Below are 12,621 nucleotides of genomic sequence, written 5' to 3' on the forward strand. Positions count from 1 at the left end.
TAGAGGTAATCAATAAAAATATGACTTTAACTGACATTCATCAAAAATTCGAGCTTTGCAAATCTTGGGAGGAAAGATACCGCTTGCTGATTCAATTAAGCCGTCAGTTAGCTAAACCGACTGAAGAAGAGTTAGCGCAATTGCCTGAAATTCACGGCTGCGAAAGTCGTTTATGGTTTGAGTTTCAAGCGACACCACGTAAGGTTCGCGCCTATAGCGACGCCCGTTTAATGCAAGGGATTTTATTTATTGTCACTATTGCGTTGTCGGAAAAATCCATCAGCGAATTACAAACATTCTCAATTCCAAAACTTTTTGAAACATTAAAAATTTCCCAAAATTTGACCAGTACTCGTCTTAACGGCTTGCAACAAATCCAAGCGGTTATTTCACGTTTATGTCAAAGCGAATAAATGATTGATTCTATAAAACGAAAAAAGCCTCTGATTTCTCAGAGGCTTTTTCTTGAAAAAGTGGCGGAACGGACGGGACTCGAACCCGCGACCCCCTGCGTGACAGGCAGGTATTCTAACCAGCTGAACTACCGCTCCACACGGTATTATCGAATTAAATTCAATAACTAAAAATTAATTGGCGGAATGGACGGGACTCGAACCCGCGACCCCCTGCGTGACAGGCAGGTATTCTAACCAGCTGAACTACCACTCCGCAACTGGTAAGCCGAATCATACGGATTTATACCGCAACCGTCAAACAATTTTTCACGAAACGAATTTATTTGCTTATTTTAAAATCAAATAAATCAAGCAATTAGTGAATTTGCTCCGATTCCATTTCATTCGAGCGCATCCAAATACAATTCCCCTTAGATTTTTTATCAATCAGTTTGAGATATTCTTCGTGTGCCGTTTGCTCTTCTTCACTCAGAGATAACACAATTAAACCGCTTGTTTCAAACTTCGTTATTGTGCCTAAACCGAGATCCGCAACATTTTCGTGATTCGAAGTGGCATCTTCTTCACCTAATAAAGCCAGCTGCCCGCCGGTCATCATTAGGAAAACGTCCGCCAGAATCTCCGCATCCAGTAACGCCCCGTGAAGCACACGTTTACTGTTATCAATGCCTAAACGATCGCACAATGCATCTAAGTTATTACGCTTGCCCGGGTACATTTTTCGAGCGACCGCAAGACTATCGGTCACACTGCACATTTCAGCCGTCTTCGGCGGTGGGTTTTCCAAATAAGAAAACTCTTGATCCATAAATGCCACGTCGAAGGGGGCATTATGAATGATTAGCTCTGCACCTTTAATAAATTCAATAAATTCGTCCGCAACTTCGGCAAACACAGGCTTATCTTGCAAAAACTCATTGGTAATGCCATGAACTTTAATCGCCTCTTCTTCCACTTCACGTGGCGGTTTAATATAGACGTGAAAAGTACGGCCGGTTAAGCGACGATTAATCACTTCGACCGCACCGATTTCAATAATATTATGTCCAATTTGCGGTGGTCCGCTAAAACTCATACCGGTTGTTTCGGTATCCAGCACCACCTGTCTTACTATCGGTTGTTCACTCATTTTATTGCCTAATCAAAAGATGCAAGCGGTCGAATTTCAAGGAAAATTTGCAAATTTTCACTAAAATCCGACCGCTTATTCACGTATTACTTCGCAATACGTTTATATTTGATACGGTGAGGTTGCGTTGCCGCATCACCTAAAGTTTTCTTCTTCCACTCTTCATAATCAGAGAAGTTACCTTCGTAGAAGGTCACTTTACCTTCATCGCCGTAATCTAAAATATGGGTTGCGATACGGTCTAAGAACCAACGGTCGTGCGAGATCACCATGGCACAGCCCGGGAATTCTAAGATCGCATTTTCTAACGCACGTAAAGTTTCAACGTCCAAGTCATTGGTCGGTTCGTCCAATAACAATACGTTACCGCCACGTTGCAGAAGTTTCGCTAAGTGTAAACGACCGCGCTCACCACCGGATAACTCGCCTACACGTTTTTGCTGATCTACACCTTTAAAGTTAAAACGACCGACATACGCACGACTTGGAATTTCAAAGTTACCGATAGTCAGAATATCTTGACCGTTCGACACTTCTTCCCATACGGTTTTCTTATCGTCCATCGAATCACGGAACTGATCTACAGAGGCTAACACTACCGTTTCACCCATTACGATTGAGCCTGAATCCGGTTGTTCTTGCCCTGAAAGCATACGGAATAAAGTCGATTTACCCGCACCGTTGGCACCGATAATCCCTACGATCGCCCCTTTTGGAATCGAGAAGGATAAATTATCAATTAAAGTACGGTCACCGTAAGATTTGCTTAAGTTACTCACTTCGATAACTTTATCACCTAAACGCGGACCAGGCGGAATAAAGAGTTCGTTGGTTTCGTTACGTTTTTGATATTCACCCGAATTAAGCTCATCAAAACGAGCCATACGGGCTTTACTTTTCGCTTGGCGACCTTTCGGGTTTTGCCGTACCCATTCCAACTCTTTCGCAATCGATTTTTGGCGTGCAGATTCCGCTGCCGCTTCTTGTTCTAAACGTTTTTCTTTTTGCTCTAACCAAGAAGAATAGTTACCTTCCCAAGGAATACCTTCACCACGGTCAAGCTCTAAGATCCAGCCTGCTACGTTATCTAAGAAGTAACGGTCGTGGGTAATCGCTACTACCGTACCTTCATAGTCATGTAAGAAGCGCTCTAACCACGCTACCGATTCCGCATCCAAGTGGTTGGTCGGTTCATCTAACAATAACATATCCGGTTTTTCGAGTAATAAACGGCAAAGCGCCACACGACGGCGTTCACCACCCGATAAATGTTCGATTTTCGCATCCCATTCCGGTAAACGTAACGCATCCGCCGCACGTTCTAATTGGTTATCCAGATTATGACCGTCATGCGCTTGAATAATCGCTTCTAAATTCGCTTGCTCCGCAGCTAATTTATCGAAATCCGCATCCGGATCGGCATATAACGCATACACTTCGTCTAAACGCGTTAGCGCATTTTTTACTTCCGAAACCGCTTCTTCAATCGCTTCACGCACGGTTTGTTGCGGATCTAATTTGGGCTCTTGCGGTAAATAACCGATTTTAATCCCCGGTTGCGGACGAGCTTCACCTTCGAACTCTTTATCCACGCCCGCCATGATACGTAATAAAGTTGATTTACCCGCACCGTTTAAACCAAGCACACCGATTTTTGCACCCGGAAAAAAGCTTAAAGAAATATCTTTAAGGATATGACGCTTCGGCGGCACGACTTTGCCGACACGATGCATTGTATAAACAAATTGTTGGGACATTTTTATTCCTCATTTCTCTTATGAAAATCGCTAGTTATTCTACTTGAATTTCCGGCGGAAATATAGGTTTGCAAAATTTCTTAAAAATTTCACCGCTTATTGTAATATTCTTTAAAATCTATCGTCCAAAACAGCGTATCCACATTCAATAAGAGGAAAATTTTATGTTTCAAGACTGGAAAGCTCATACGGCGCACGTGAAAAAATCATTCGGCGCATTGGGTGCGAAGCATCCTAAAATGTTTGAAGCTTATCAAGCTTTAGGTGCAGCGGCGGCAGCGGAAGCGCTTGATCACAAGACGCGTGAACTAATTGCGCTTGCCGTAGCGGTAACCACTCGTTGTGACAGCTGTATTAGCGTACATGCGGAAGAAGCGGCAAAAGCCGGTGCAACGGAAAGCGAGATTGCGGGCGCATTAGCAACCGCTATTGCGTTAAATGCAGGTGCGGCTTATACCTATTCTTTAAGAGCTTTAGAAGCAGTGGCGGTTCAAGATGAATAAATTAACTTACCTTTTAGGCGCTTTAGTGTTAGCTACTCCCGTCCTAACGCAAGCGGCGGAAATGAAAGAGACGGAGCAAACAATGCAAAATGCACCGCTAAAAGCTAAAGGTATTTGGATTGACGTCCGTACTGCGGACGAATTTCAACAAGGGCATTTAGACGGTTCGATTAATATTCCGTTCGAACAAATTGCGGATCATATTAGCAAAGTAAGCCCGAATAAAGACGAACCGGTACATCTGTATTGCCGTTCCGGACGTAGAGCGGAAACCGCATTACAAACGTTAAAACAACTCGGCTATAACAATGTAACTAACCACGGAGGCTATCAGGAACTGATCGAAAAAGGTTATAAATAAATAGAAACTAGATTTCTTATTAATGATTATTACACACTTTTAAGTACAAAAATTAACCCAACAGATTTCTTTAATTTTTACTTTCTAAAATTCTAAAAGGAGAACTTCATGAAAAAATTAACTCTACTTTCTTTATTATTCGCATCAGTTTCAATGCCTGCATTAGCGAATGCGGCGGATATGAAACATGACGACATGATGAAAGCCGATTCGATGAAACACGACGGTATGATGAAAGATGACGGTATGAAACACGACGGCATGATGAAAGATGATGGTATGAAACACGACGGCATGATGAAAGATGATGGTATGAAACATGACGGAATGATGAAAGATCACGCCATGAAACACGATGGCATGATGAAAGATGACAAAATGATGCACGATAAATCAATGTCGAATAAAAAAATGAAAGACGGCAAGAAATCACATAAACAGAAAAAAGATTCCGGTATGTAATTTTGCCTATAAAAATGACCGCTTGATGCGGTCATTTTTATTTAAAACAGCAGAAAATTACTCTTCAAACTTAGTTGAAAATCTCTCGATTTTTGCCCCGATTCCACGTAATTTATCTTCAATATGTTCATAACCGCGGTCAATGTGATAAATACGATCCACGATAGTTTCACCTGAAGCGATACAACCGGCTAATACTAAGCTAATTGATGCGCGTAAATCCGTCGCCATCACTTCCGCCGATTTTAATTTTTCGACACCGTGGCAAATTGCGGTATTACCCTCAATTTCACCTTTTGCCCCCATACGATTTAGTTCGGGAATATGCATAAAACGATTTTCAAAAATCGTTTCGGTAATACGGCTTGTTCCTTCCGCTACAACGTTAAGCAAAGTAAATTGCGCTTGCATATCGGTTGGGAACCCCGGATGCGGCATAGTACGAATGTTTACCGCTTTCGGACGCTGACCCTTTGAGTCTAACGTAATCGTATCTTCGGTTACGGTGACTTCCATACCCGCTTCACGTAATTTTTCAATTACCGCTTCTAAAGTATCCGCTTTGGTTCCGCGACAAGTAATTTTACCGCCGGATATCGCTGCGGCGACTAAGAATGTGCCGGTTTCAATGCGGTCGGCAACGATACGATGCTGGCAACCGGTTAAACGTTCCACACCTTCGATAGTAATCGTATCAGTACCCGCACCAGAGATTTTTGCTCCCATTGCGTTTAAGAATAATGCGGTATCTACGATTTCAGGTTCACGCGCCGCATTTTCAATTGTCGTTGTACCTTCCGCTAAGGTCGCCGCCATCATTACCGATAATGTCGCACCTACGCTGACTTTATCCATATAAATACGCGCACCGTGTAAACGACCGTTTGAAGTCGCCTTCACATAACCTTCATCCAATTCGATAAGCGCACCCATTTTTTCTAAACCGGAAATATGCATATCGACGGGACGAGCACCAATCGTACAACCGCCCGGCAATGAAACTTGCCCTTCGTGGAAGCGAGCGACGAGCGGCGCTAACGCCCAGATCGAAGCACGCATGGTTTTGACTAATTCGTAAGGCGCAACGTAGTGATCGATTTTACTTGCGTCAATTTGTACTGCGCCGCTTTCGTCACGTTCAACCACTACACCTAATTTACGTAAGATTTTAAATGTCGTGTCCACATCTTTAAGATCAGGAACATTAGTTAAAGTCACAGGTTCTGTTGCCAAAACGGCAGCAAAAAGAATCGGGAGTGCCGCATTTTTAGCACCTGAAATATCAACGGTTCCGCTTAATGTAAAAGGACCGTGAACACGAAATTTTTCCATTATAAAATCCTTCGAAAATAAATAATTGACGATTGATAACCGAATAACTCAAAATACAAGCGGTCATTTTTGCAAAAGCGACCGCTTAATCATTCATTATCTTTCACTTATTGCAATCTTTAGCCGGCAATATTGAGTAGGCGATCTTTTTTCCACTGCTCTGTTGAAAATACTTTAATGGTTAAAGCATGGATAGCATTCGTTGTGAAATATTCGCCTAACGGCGCATAAACGGCTTGTTGCTGTTTTACTTTTGATAATTGCGCAAGCTCATCACTCACCACAATCACACCATAATGCGAATTCTCACCTTGTGCATGAATTTCACTTGCATGAGGCAATGCGTTTTTCAGAATTTCTTCAAGTTGTTTTGGTTCCATTTAGGTATATCCTCAATACTGACAACATTTTTTATTGTCACAAACTAAAAAAGTATTTAACCAATCCGTTAAATCAAAAAGATCCGCTAAAGTTTTTACGACTTCGGGAACATGAATCAAGCAATTTGGCGTTTGTTTTTGATAATAATTCAGTAATTCGGCAAGTAATGTAAAACCGGCGGAATCAACACGCTCAAGATCTTTTAAATCCCAGTAAATATGCTGATTACCTTTCGGCGATAAAAAAGAAGCACGCTGCCTCCAAAGCGGAAGCAACGTGTCTCGAGTTAATTCACCGGATAATTTTACAAATAAGCTTTCATTATTTTGCTGAACGCCCCATTGTAATATTTTTTGTGGTTTCATAAAACTATATTATTTGCTTAATGTAATAGGTTGTTTAGCCGATTTAGCCACTTGAGCGGTAAGCGCATCAATACCTTTTTGGCGTAATACGCCGCTCCATTCGTTTTGTTTAGTCGCAACCATACTTACCCCTTCGGCAGCCATGTCATAAGTCTGCCATTCACCGGATTTACTGTTTTTACGCCATTTAAAATCTAATTTCACCGGTTGTGCGCCGTTTGATTGGATTAAGTTTACACGAATACTTACGATCGTTTTTCCGCCCGTCGGTTTCTCATTTTCAACTTGTACTTGTTGATCCGTATATTGCGTTAATACTTGCGCATAAGATTGCTCGACAAATTGACCGAAAGCGGTAAAAAACGCTTCGCGTTGTGCATCGGTTGCCGATGATAAATTTTTACCTAACACTAATTGACCGGCATATTTTACATGCACGTGAGGCATTAAATCGTTACGTACAATCGTACGTAGATATTCTGGATTTGCTTTAATTTTACCTTGATTCGCTTTAATATCACCGAATAATTTATCCGCTGCTTGTTGTGTTAAAACATACGGGCTTGTTTCAGCAAATGCTTGAGCTGAGAATAACGTTACTACTGCAACAAAACCGGTTACGATTACTTTTTTGATATTTTTTAACATTTAAAATCTCCAAATGTAAGGCGGTCGTCCCACCCGAAATAAAATCTTACTTACCGTATAACATTAAGTAATTATTGTGCTTTAGGCTCTTCTTCCTTACCTTCCGCATTTTCTCCGTCAGCTTTATCCGATTTTTTATCACCGTATAAGAACTGACCGATCAAATCTTCCAATACCATTGCCGAATTGGTATCGACAAAACTACTGCCTTCTTTCATATATTCCGTTTCGCCTTCCAACATAAAACCGACGTTTAACGCAATATATTGTTCACCCAATAAACCTGACGTTTTAATCGAAAGCGAACTGGTATCCGGAATTTTATTAAAATCTTCATTTACCGCTAACGATACTTTAGGCGTATAAGTTTGGGCGTCCAAACTAATATCCGAAACTCGCCCTACGACTACCCCGCCGACCTTAATCGGCGCACGCACTTTTAGTCCGCCGATATTGTCAAAAGTTGCATAGAGCGTATAAGTTTTTTCCGAAGTAAACCCTTGTACGTTCGCTACTCGTAAACCTAAAAATACTAATGCGGCTAAGCCGAATAATACAAATAGACCTACCCAAAATTCATATTTAATTGATTGACGCATTATCTTTTCCTTTGTGAATTAACCGCCGAACATAATCGCGGTTAAAATAAAATCCAATCCGAGTACGACTAATGAAGCGTGTACTACCGTTCTGGTCGTTGCTTGGCTAATTCCCTCTGAAGTCGCTACGGAATCATAACCGTTAAATAACGCTATCCAGACGACCGCAAACGCAAAAATAATACTTTTGATAAAACCGTTAATCAGATCGCTCCAATCTACGGAATTTTGCATTACCGACCAAAAACTGCCGCCATCAACACCTTTCCAATCAACCCCGACTAACGAACCGCCCCAAATACCAATAGCGGTAAAAATTGCGGCTAAAATCGGCATGGAAATCACGCCCGCCCAAAAACGCGGCGCAATAATGCGTCTTAACGGATCAACCGCCATCATTTCAAGGCTGGAAAGCTGTTCAGTCGCCTTCATTAAACCGATTTCGGCAGTTAATGCGGAACCGGCTCGACCGGCAAATAATAACGCGGTTACAACCGGACCAAGTTCTCTTAAAAGCGAAAGAGAAACCAAAGTACCTAAGCTCGTTTCCGCTGCGAAATCTACTAGTACTACATACCCCTGCAAGCCGAGTACCATCCCGATAAACAACCCGGAAAGCATAATAATCAGTAAGGATTGTACACCTAAAACATATAATTGTTTAATTAATAGCGGCGTATGTTTACGAAATTGCGGTTTACCGATAAGTGCGCCAAGCAACATAAAAGTCGCTCGCCCAAAAGCTCGGATAAAGTCGATAACAGTGGAACCGATGCCACTAATAAAATTAATCACTAAATAGCTCCTCGGTATAATCCTTAGCAGGATAATGGAAACGTACCGGCCCATCCGCTTTTCCTGCTAGGAATTGAATGACTTGCGGGTCCTGACTCGCCGTTAAGGCTTCCGGCGTTCCTTCCGCAATCACACGTTTATCCGCAACAATATAAGCATAGTCTGCAATACTTAGGACTTCCGTCACATCATGCGAAACGACAATAGAAGTTAAATTAAGTACCTGATTTAATTTTTTAATCAACTCGACTATCACGCCCATACTAATCGGATCTTGTCCGGTAAAAGGCTCGTCATACATAATTAATTCCGGATCAAGTGCAATCGCACGCGCCAAAGCGGCACGTCTTGCCATCCCGCCCGACAATTCCGCCGGCATGAGATCCGCCGCACCTCGCAAGCCGACCGACTCTAGTTTCATTAGAACTAATTTACGAATGAGCTGTTCGGGTAATTTCGTATGTTCACGAATAGGAAAGGCGACATTATCGAAAGTGGATAAATCCGTGAACAAGGCCCCCGACTGAAATAACATTCCCATTCGTTGGCGAATCGCGTATAACTGGCTATTTGAAGCTTTGCACACATCTTCGCCGTCAAATAGTATCTCACCAGACTCGGGGACAATTTGTCCGCCAATTAAACGAAGCAAGGTTGTTTTACCAATACCTGACGGCCCCATAATTGCGGTAATTTTCCCTTTCTGCACTTTCAAATTTAAGTTGTTATAAATGACACGCTCACCTCGTTTAAAGGTAAGGTTCTTTACTTCAACTAAGTATTCATGAGCAAGCATTGGAATTTTCTTTATTTATATAAAACATCATAAAATGGTTGGCAATACTCTATTAACTGCCCCATAAAGTCAAAGGATTTTTAAATTTTGACAGAAAATGAACAATTTAATGACAAATTTTTTGTCTTAACAGAGGATGATTTTTTATAAATACACTTGCTTTTTAAAGGAACTGCCACCAAATTAAGTGGTCTGAGGAAACGCGAGTAACAATGCGAACTCGTTTTATTGTTGCACACAACTTAAAAGGATAAATATAAATGAATAGAGTAATGAAAAAATCAATTTTAGCTTCATTATTAGGTCTAGGTTTATTTTCAACGCCGGCGACGACTTTTGCCACTTTACCGATTGCCATTGACGGGCAAACAATGCCCAGCCTTGCGCCGATGATAGAAAAAGTACGTCCTGCGGTAGTAAGTATTGCGGTTGAAGGGAAAACACAAGCGGGAAAAACCCAATATCGCCGTGATATTCCGGAAGAATTCGAATTTTTCTTTGGACCGGATATGTTCGGTGAACGCAGTGCGCCACGTAATTTCCGAGGGCAAGGATCCGGCGCGATCATCAATGCCGAAAAAGGTTATGTGATTACCAATAACCACGTAATCAAGGATGCGGATAAAATTACTATTAAACTTGAAGACGGTCGTGAATTTAAAGCAAAATTAGTCGGTGCGGATCCGTTATCCGACGTGGCATTAGTACAAATGGAAAACCCGAAAGATTTAATCGAATTAAAATTTGCCGACTCGGATAAATTGCGCGTCGGTGATTTTAGTGTAGCAATCGGCAATCCGTTCGGTTTAGGTCAAACCGTAACATCCGGTATTATCTCCGCATTAGGACGTTCGACCGGTAGTATCGACGAAGGTTATGAAAGCTATATTCAAACGGATGCTGCGGTAAACCAAGGTAACTCTGGCGGTCCGTTAATCAATTTAAACGGTGAATTAATCGGTATTAATACGGCGATTATCTCTCCGAGCGGTGGGAATGCGGGCATTGCTTTCGCAATTCCGAGTAATATGGCGAATAGCCTTGTACAACAAATTATCGAATTCGGTGAAGTGAAACGCGGTATGTTGGGTATTAAAGGCGGTGAATTAAATGCCGATCTTGCAAAAGAGTTTAATATCAGCGCACAACAAGGTGCATTTATCAGCGAAGTGTTTGCTGATTCGGCTGCAGCTAAAGCCGGCTTAAAAGCAGGCGATGTTATTACTGAAATTAACGGTCAAAAAATCCGTAGTTTCAGTGAATTACGTGCAAAAGTTGCAACGTCCGGCGTAGGTAAAGAAATCGAGCTAACTTATTTACGTGACGGTAAAACGGAAAAAGCGAAAGTGACTTTACAAGCGGAACAAGGTAAAAGCGTAAGCGCAACCACGAAGGACATTCTCCCCGGACTTAAAGGGGCGGAATTAACTAACTTCGATAAAGATCGCGTTAAAGGCGTCGCGATTGCGAAAGTAGAAAAAGGCTCGTTAGCGGAACAACGCGGTTTGGCGGAAGGCGATGTGATTGTCGGGGTAAACCGCATTGCTGTAGAAAATCTTACGCAATTACGTCAAGTCTTAGATTCAAAACCGTCTGTCGTTGCCCTTAATATTTTACGTAACGGCGCAAACTTTTACTTAATTCTTCAATAAAAACGAAGCATAAAAAATCCCACCGTTGGTGGGATTTTTTTATTTAAGCATTTGTACAAAGTCTAATATTTCATATTTAAATTTAAAACCCGCATCCTGTAATTTCTTAGGAATAAGCGGTTGATTATCCAATAATAATTGCGCACGTTCTCCCAATACCAGTTTTAAGATGAAGCCCGGTACGGGGAAAATCGCATATTTTCTTAAAGCGTCTGCTAAACGGCGATTAAATTCGGTATTCGTAACCGGTTGCGGTGCAACAAGATTAAAAGCTCCTCGACATTTTGTATTTTTCAGCAGAAATAACACCGCTTGTATATGATCTTCCAAACTAATCCACGCCCAATATTGCTTACCGGAACCTAATCTACCGGCTAAATTAAGACGATATAGCGGTAACATCTTTGCTAAAGCACCGCCGTGCTTAGCCAGCACTATTCCGGTTCGAATCAAGCAAACTCTCGTCACACCATTCGCTTCCAACGCCGCTTCTTCCCATTGTCGGCAAATTTGTGCCGTAAAGTTTGTACCGCTGCTTGCCGATTCGGTATAAAAATTATCCGATACGGCTAAATCACCGTAAAATCCGCTTGCCGATCCGGAAATAAAGGTATGAGGAGGATTCGAACTCGCTTTTATTAAGCGCACTAATTCGGCGGTAATATTTACCCTGCTATCAACTAAAACTTTTTTCTGCTCGGCTGTCCAAGCCTTATTAAAAATAGGCTCGCCGGCAAGGTTGATCACCGCATCAAATTGATTAAAATCTTTAAAACTTGTTAAATCTCGGCAAAATTCGACCGCTTGCGGCAATGTTGCGGGCATCGCTTGACGAGTTAAAATCGTCAAATTATGCCCTTCCGCAACTAATGCTTTCACTAAAGCCTGTCCGATAAAGCCGGTACCGCCGGTAAGAAAAATGTTCATTAGAAAGAAGACTCGAATAATTCGGTGACATTCTGCATCAGAACTTCCACCGGAGTAACCTTAGTCGGTGTGATAAAAATCGTATCGTCACCGGCAATCGTGCCTAAAATACCTTCGCTTTTTCCCATCGAATCAAGCAAACGCGCGATAAGCTGTGCCGCACCCGGGCTGGTTTTTACCACAATCAACACATCATTATGATCAATATCCACCACTAAATTTTTTAGCGGACTGGACGTTGTCGGCACGCCTAATTCCGCAGGCAACTGATAAACCATTTCCATCTTGGTATTACGCGTTCTGACCGCGCCGAATTTTGACAACATACGAGAAACTTTGGACTGATTAATATTCTCAAAGCCCAGCTCTTGTAGTGCGGTGACGATCTCACTCTGTGAACCGAATTTTTCTTGCTTTAATAATGCTTTAAACGCTTCGGATAACTTATCAAGCTTTTCCATTTTCGCCCTTTTTTATTTAATGATAAATACTAATTTA

General features: G+C 41.8%; 16 protein-coding genes and 2 tRNA genes. 5 read left to right on the plus strand and 13 right to left on the minus strand.

The window, feature by feature from the left end; translation table 11 throughout:
* Positions 1-20: 20 nt before the first annotated feature.
* The gene (locus tag DRF63_RS06975; protein ID WP_005620423.1) at positions 21-413 is read left to right on the plus strand and encodes a SufE family protein; all 393 of its coding nucleotides are present in this window, start codon (positions 21-23) and stop codon (positions 411-413) included.
* A gap of 61 nt (positions 414-474) precedes the next feature.
* On the opposite strand, the gene DRF63_RS06980 is transcribed toward DRF63_RS06975, so the two are convergent.
* The 4 genes from DRF63_RS06980 to ettA form a co-directional block, all read right to left on the minus strand.
* Positions 475-551, minus strand: a tRNA-Asp gene (locus DRF63_RS06980).
* 41 nt (positions 552-592) lie between these two features.
* Positions 593-669: transfer RNA gene (locus DRF63_RS06985), tRNA-Asp, on the minus strand.
* A gap of 102 nt (positions 670-771) precedes the next feature.
* The gene (dnaQ, locus tag DRF63_RS06990; protein WP_005598329.1) at positions 772-1,545 is read right to left on the minus strand and encodes a DNA polymerase III subunit epsilon; all 774 of its coding nucleotides are present in this window, start codon (positions 1,543-1,545) and stop codon (positions 772-774) included.
* An 86-nt stretch (positions 1,546-1,631) separates the two neighbouring features.
* Positions 1,632-3,302, minus strand: a complete 1,671-nt coding sequence (gene ettA, locus DRF63_RS06995) for an energy-dependent translational throttle protein EttA (protein WP_043991868.1) — start codon at positions 3,300-3,302, stop codon at positions 1,632-1,634.
* A 164-nt stretch (positions 3,303-3,466) separates the two neighbouring features.
* Here ettA and DRF63_RS07000 point away from each other — a divergent pair, with 164 nt between their 5' ends.
* The 3 genes from DRF63_RS07000 (at position 3,467) to DRF63_RS07010 (ending at position 4,628) form a co-directional block, all read left to right on the plus strand.
* Positions 3,467-3,805, plus strand: a complete 339-nt coding sequence (locus DRF63_RS07000) for a carboxymuconolactone decarboxylase family protein (RefSeq protein WP_005598331.1) — start codon at positions 3,467-3,469, stop codon at positions 3,803-3,805.
* Positions 3,798-4,166, plus strand: coding sequence for a rhodanese-like domain-containing protein (locus DRF63_RS07005; RefSeq protein WP_005598332.1), 369 nt, complete (start codon positions 3,798-3,800; stop codon positions 4,164-4,166). The genes DRF63_RS07000 and DRF63_RS07005 overlap by 8 nt, the downstream gene beginning before the upstream one ends.
* Before the next feature lie 108 nt (positions 4,167-4,274).
* Positions 4,275-4,628 carry a hypothetical protein gene (locus DRF63_RS07010; RefSeq protein WP_005598333.1) on the plus strand — a complete coding sequence of 118 codons (354 nt, stop codon included), beginning with the start codon at positions 4,275-4,277 and terminating at the stop codon, positions 4,626-4,628.
* Between the two features lie 57 nt (positions 4,629-4,685).
* Here the strand turns inward: DRF63_RS07010 and murA are convergent, their stop codons facing one another.
* The 7 genes from murA to mlaF all read right to left on the minus strand — a co-directional run bounded on the left by murA (position 4,686) and on the right by mlaF (position 9,544).
* Positions 4,686-5,960 carry a UDP-N-acetylglucosamine 1-carboxyvinyltransferase gene (gene murA / locus DRF63_RS07015; RefSeq protein WP_005598334.1) on the minus strand — a complete coding sequence of 425 codons (1,275 nt, stop codon included), beginning with the start codon at positions 5,958-5,960 and terminating at the stop codon, positions 4,686-4,688.
* A gap of 119 nt (positions 5,961-6,079) precedes the next feature.
* Positions 6,080-6,340: a BolA family protein gene (locus DRF63_RS07020; protein WP_005598336.1), complete on the minus strand. Its 261-nt coding sequence runs from the start codon at positions 6,338-6,340 to the stop codon at positions 6,080-6,082.
* Positions 6,341-6,352: 12 nt separating this feature from the next.
* Positions 6,353-6,706: an STAS domain-containing protein gene (locus DRF63_RS07025; RefSeq protein ID WP_005598339.1), complete on the minus strand. Its 354-nt coding sequence runs from the start codon at positions 6,704-6,706 to the stop codon at positions 6,353-6,355.
* Positions 6,707-6,715: 9 nt separating this feature from the next.
* Positions 6,716-7,354, minus strand: coding sequence for a phospholipid-binding protein MlaC (gene mlaC / locus DRF63_RS07030; RefSeq protein WP_005598341.1), 639 nt, complete (start codon positions 7,352-7,354; stop codon positions 6,716-6,718).
* A 71-nt stretch (positions 7,355-7,425) separates the two neighbouring features.
* Positions 7,426-7,953 (minus strand): outer membrane lipid asymmetry maintenance protein MlaD, encoded by a 528-nt coding sequence (gene mlaD, locus DRF63_RS07035; protein WP_005598344.1) that lies wholly within the window; start codon positions 7,951-7,953, stop codon positions 7,426-7,428.
* A gap of 18 nt (positions 7,954-7,971) precedes the next feature.
* Entirely contained in the window at positions 7,972-8,802 is an 831-nt protein-coding gene (gene mlaE, locus DRF63_RS07040; protein ID WP_012478520.1) for a lipid asymmetry maintenance ABC transporter permease subunit MlaE, read from the minus strand.
* Positions 8,741-9,544 carry a phospholipid ABC transporter ATP-binding protein MlaF gene (gene mlaF, locus DRF63_RS07045; protein WP_005598347.1) on the minus strand — a complete coding sequence of 268 codons (804 nt, stop codon included), beginning with the start codon at positions 9,542-9,544 and terminating at the stop codon, positions 8,741-8,743. The genes mlaE and mlaF overlap by 62 nt, the downstream gene beginning before the upstream one ends.
* 260 nt (positions 9,545-9,804) lie before the next feature.
* Between mlaF and DRF63_RS07050 the strand changes: the two genes are divergently transcribed.
* Positions 9,805-11,196 carry a DegQ family serine endoprotease gene (locus DRF63_RS07050; protein WP_005598348.1) on the plus strand — a complete coding sequence of 464 codons (1,392 nt, stop codon included), beginning with the start codon at positions 9,805-9,807 and terminating at the stop codon, positions 11,194-11,196.
* 39 nt (positions 11,197-11,235) lie between these two features.
* Here DRF63_RS07050 and DRF63_RS07055 read toward each other — a convergent pair whose 3' ends face one another.
* Positions 11,236-12,123 carry a TIGR01777 family oxidoreductase gene (locus DRF63_RS07055; RefSeq protein WP_005598349.1) on the minus strand — a complete coding sequence of 296 codons (888 nt, stop codon included), beginning with the start codon at positions 12,121-12,123 and terminating at the stop codon, positions 11,236-11,238.
* Positions 12,123-12,584, minus strand: a complete 462-nt coding sequence (argR, locus tag DRF63_RS07060) for a transcriptional regulator ArgR (protein WP_005598350.1) — start codon at positions 12,582-12,584, stop codon at positions 12,123-12,125. The genes DRF63_RS07055 and argR overlap by 1 nt, the downstream gene beginning before the upstream one ends.
* Positions 12,585-12,621: the final 37 nt, after the last annotated feature.

The sequence above is a fragment of the Actinobacillus pleuropneumoniae genome (assembly GCF_003290385.1).
Classification (GTDB): Bacteria; Pseudomonadota; Gammaproteobacteria; order Enterobacterales; family Pasteurellaceae; genus Actinobacillus; species Actinobacillus lignieresii.

What these genes read in the sequence shown, in the direction of transcription:
- DRF63_RS07025 (WP_005598339.1), bottom strand. Translation starts at nt 6,706, where the DNA reads ATGAAACCACAAAAAATATTACAATGGGGCGTTCAGCAAAATAATGAA.
- mlaC (WP_005598341.1), bottom strand. Translation starts at nt 7,354, where the DNA reads ATGTTAAAAAATATCAAAAAAGTAATCGTAACCGGTTTTGTTGCAGTA.
- mlaF (WP_005598347.1), bottom strand. Translation starts at nt 9,544, where the DNA reads ATGCTTGCTCATGAATACTTAGTTGAAGTAAAGAACCTTACCTTTAAA.
- DRF63_RS07010 (WP_005598333.1), top strand. Translation starts at nt 4,275, where the DNA reads ATGAAAAAATTAACTCTACTTTCTTTATTATTCGCATCAGTTTCAATG.
- dnaQ (WP_005598329.1), bottom strand. Translation starts at nt 1,545, where the DNA reads ATGAGTGAACAACCGATAGTAAGACAGGTGGTGCTGGATACCGAAACA.
- DRF63_RS07055 (WP_005598349.1), bottom strand. Translation starts at nt 12,123, where the DNA reads ATGAACATTTTTCTTACCGGCGGTACCGGCTTTATCGGACAGGCTTTA.
- DRF63_RS07000 (WP_005598331.1), top strand. Translation starts at nt 3,467, where the DNA reads ATGTTTCAAGACTGGAAAGCTCATACGGCGCACGTGAAAAAATCATTC.
- DRF63_RS06975 (WP_005620423.1), top strand. Translation starts at nt 21, where the DNA reads ATGACTTTAACTGACATTCATCAAAAATTCGAGCTTTGCAAATCTTGG.
- DRF63_RS07050 (WP_005598348.1), top strand. Translation starts at nt 9,805, where the DNA reads ATGAATAGAGTAATGAAAAAATCAATTTTAGCTTCATTATTAGGTCTA.
- DRF63_RS07020 (WP_005598336.1), bottom strand. Translation starts at nt 6,340, where the DNA reads ATGGAACCAAAACAACTTGAAGAAATTCTGAAAAACGCATTGCCTCAT.
- argR (WP_005598350.1), bottom strand. Translation starts at nt 12,584, where the DNA reads ATGGAAAAGCTTGATAAGTTATCCGAAGCGTTTAAAGCATTATTAAAG.
- mlaD (WP_005598344.1), bottom strand. Translation starts at nt 7,953, where the DNA reads ATGCGTCAATCAATTAAATATGAATTTTGGGTAGGTCTATTTGTATTA.
- DRF63_RS07005 (WP_005598332.1), top strand. Translation starts at nt 3,798, where the DNA reads ATGAATAAATTAACTTACCTTTTAGGCGCTTTAGTGTTAGCTACTCCC.
- mlaE (WP_012478520.1), bottom strand. Translation starts at nt 8,802, where the DNA reads ATGGGCCGGTACGTTTCCATTATCCTGCTAAGGATTATACCGAGGAGC.
- murA (WP_005598334.1), bottom strand. Translation starts at nt 5,960, where the DNA reads ATGGAAAAATTTCGTGTTCACGGTCCTTTTACATTAAGCGGAACCGTT.
- ettA (WP_043991868.1), bottom strand. Translation starts at nt 3,302, where the DNA reads ATGTCCCAACAATTTGTTTATACAATGCATCGTGTCGGCAAAGTCGTG.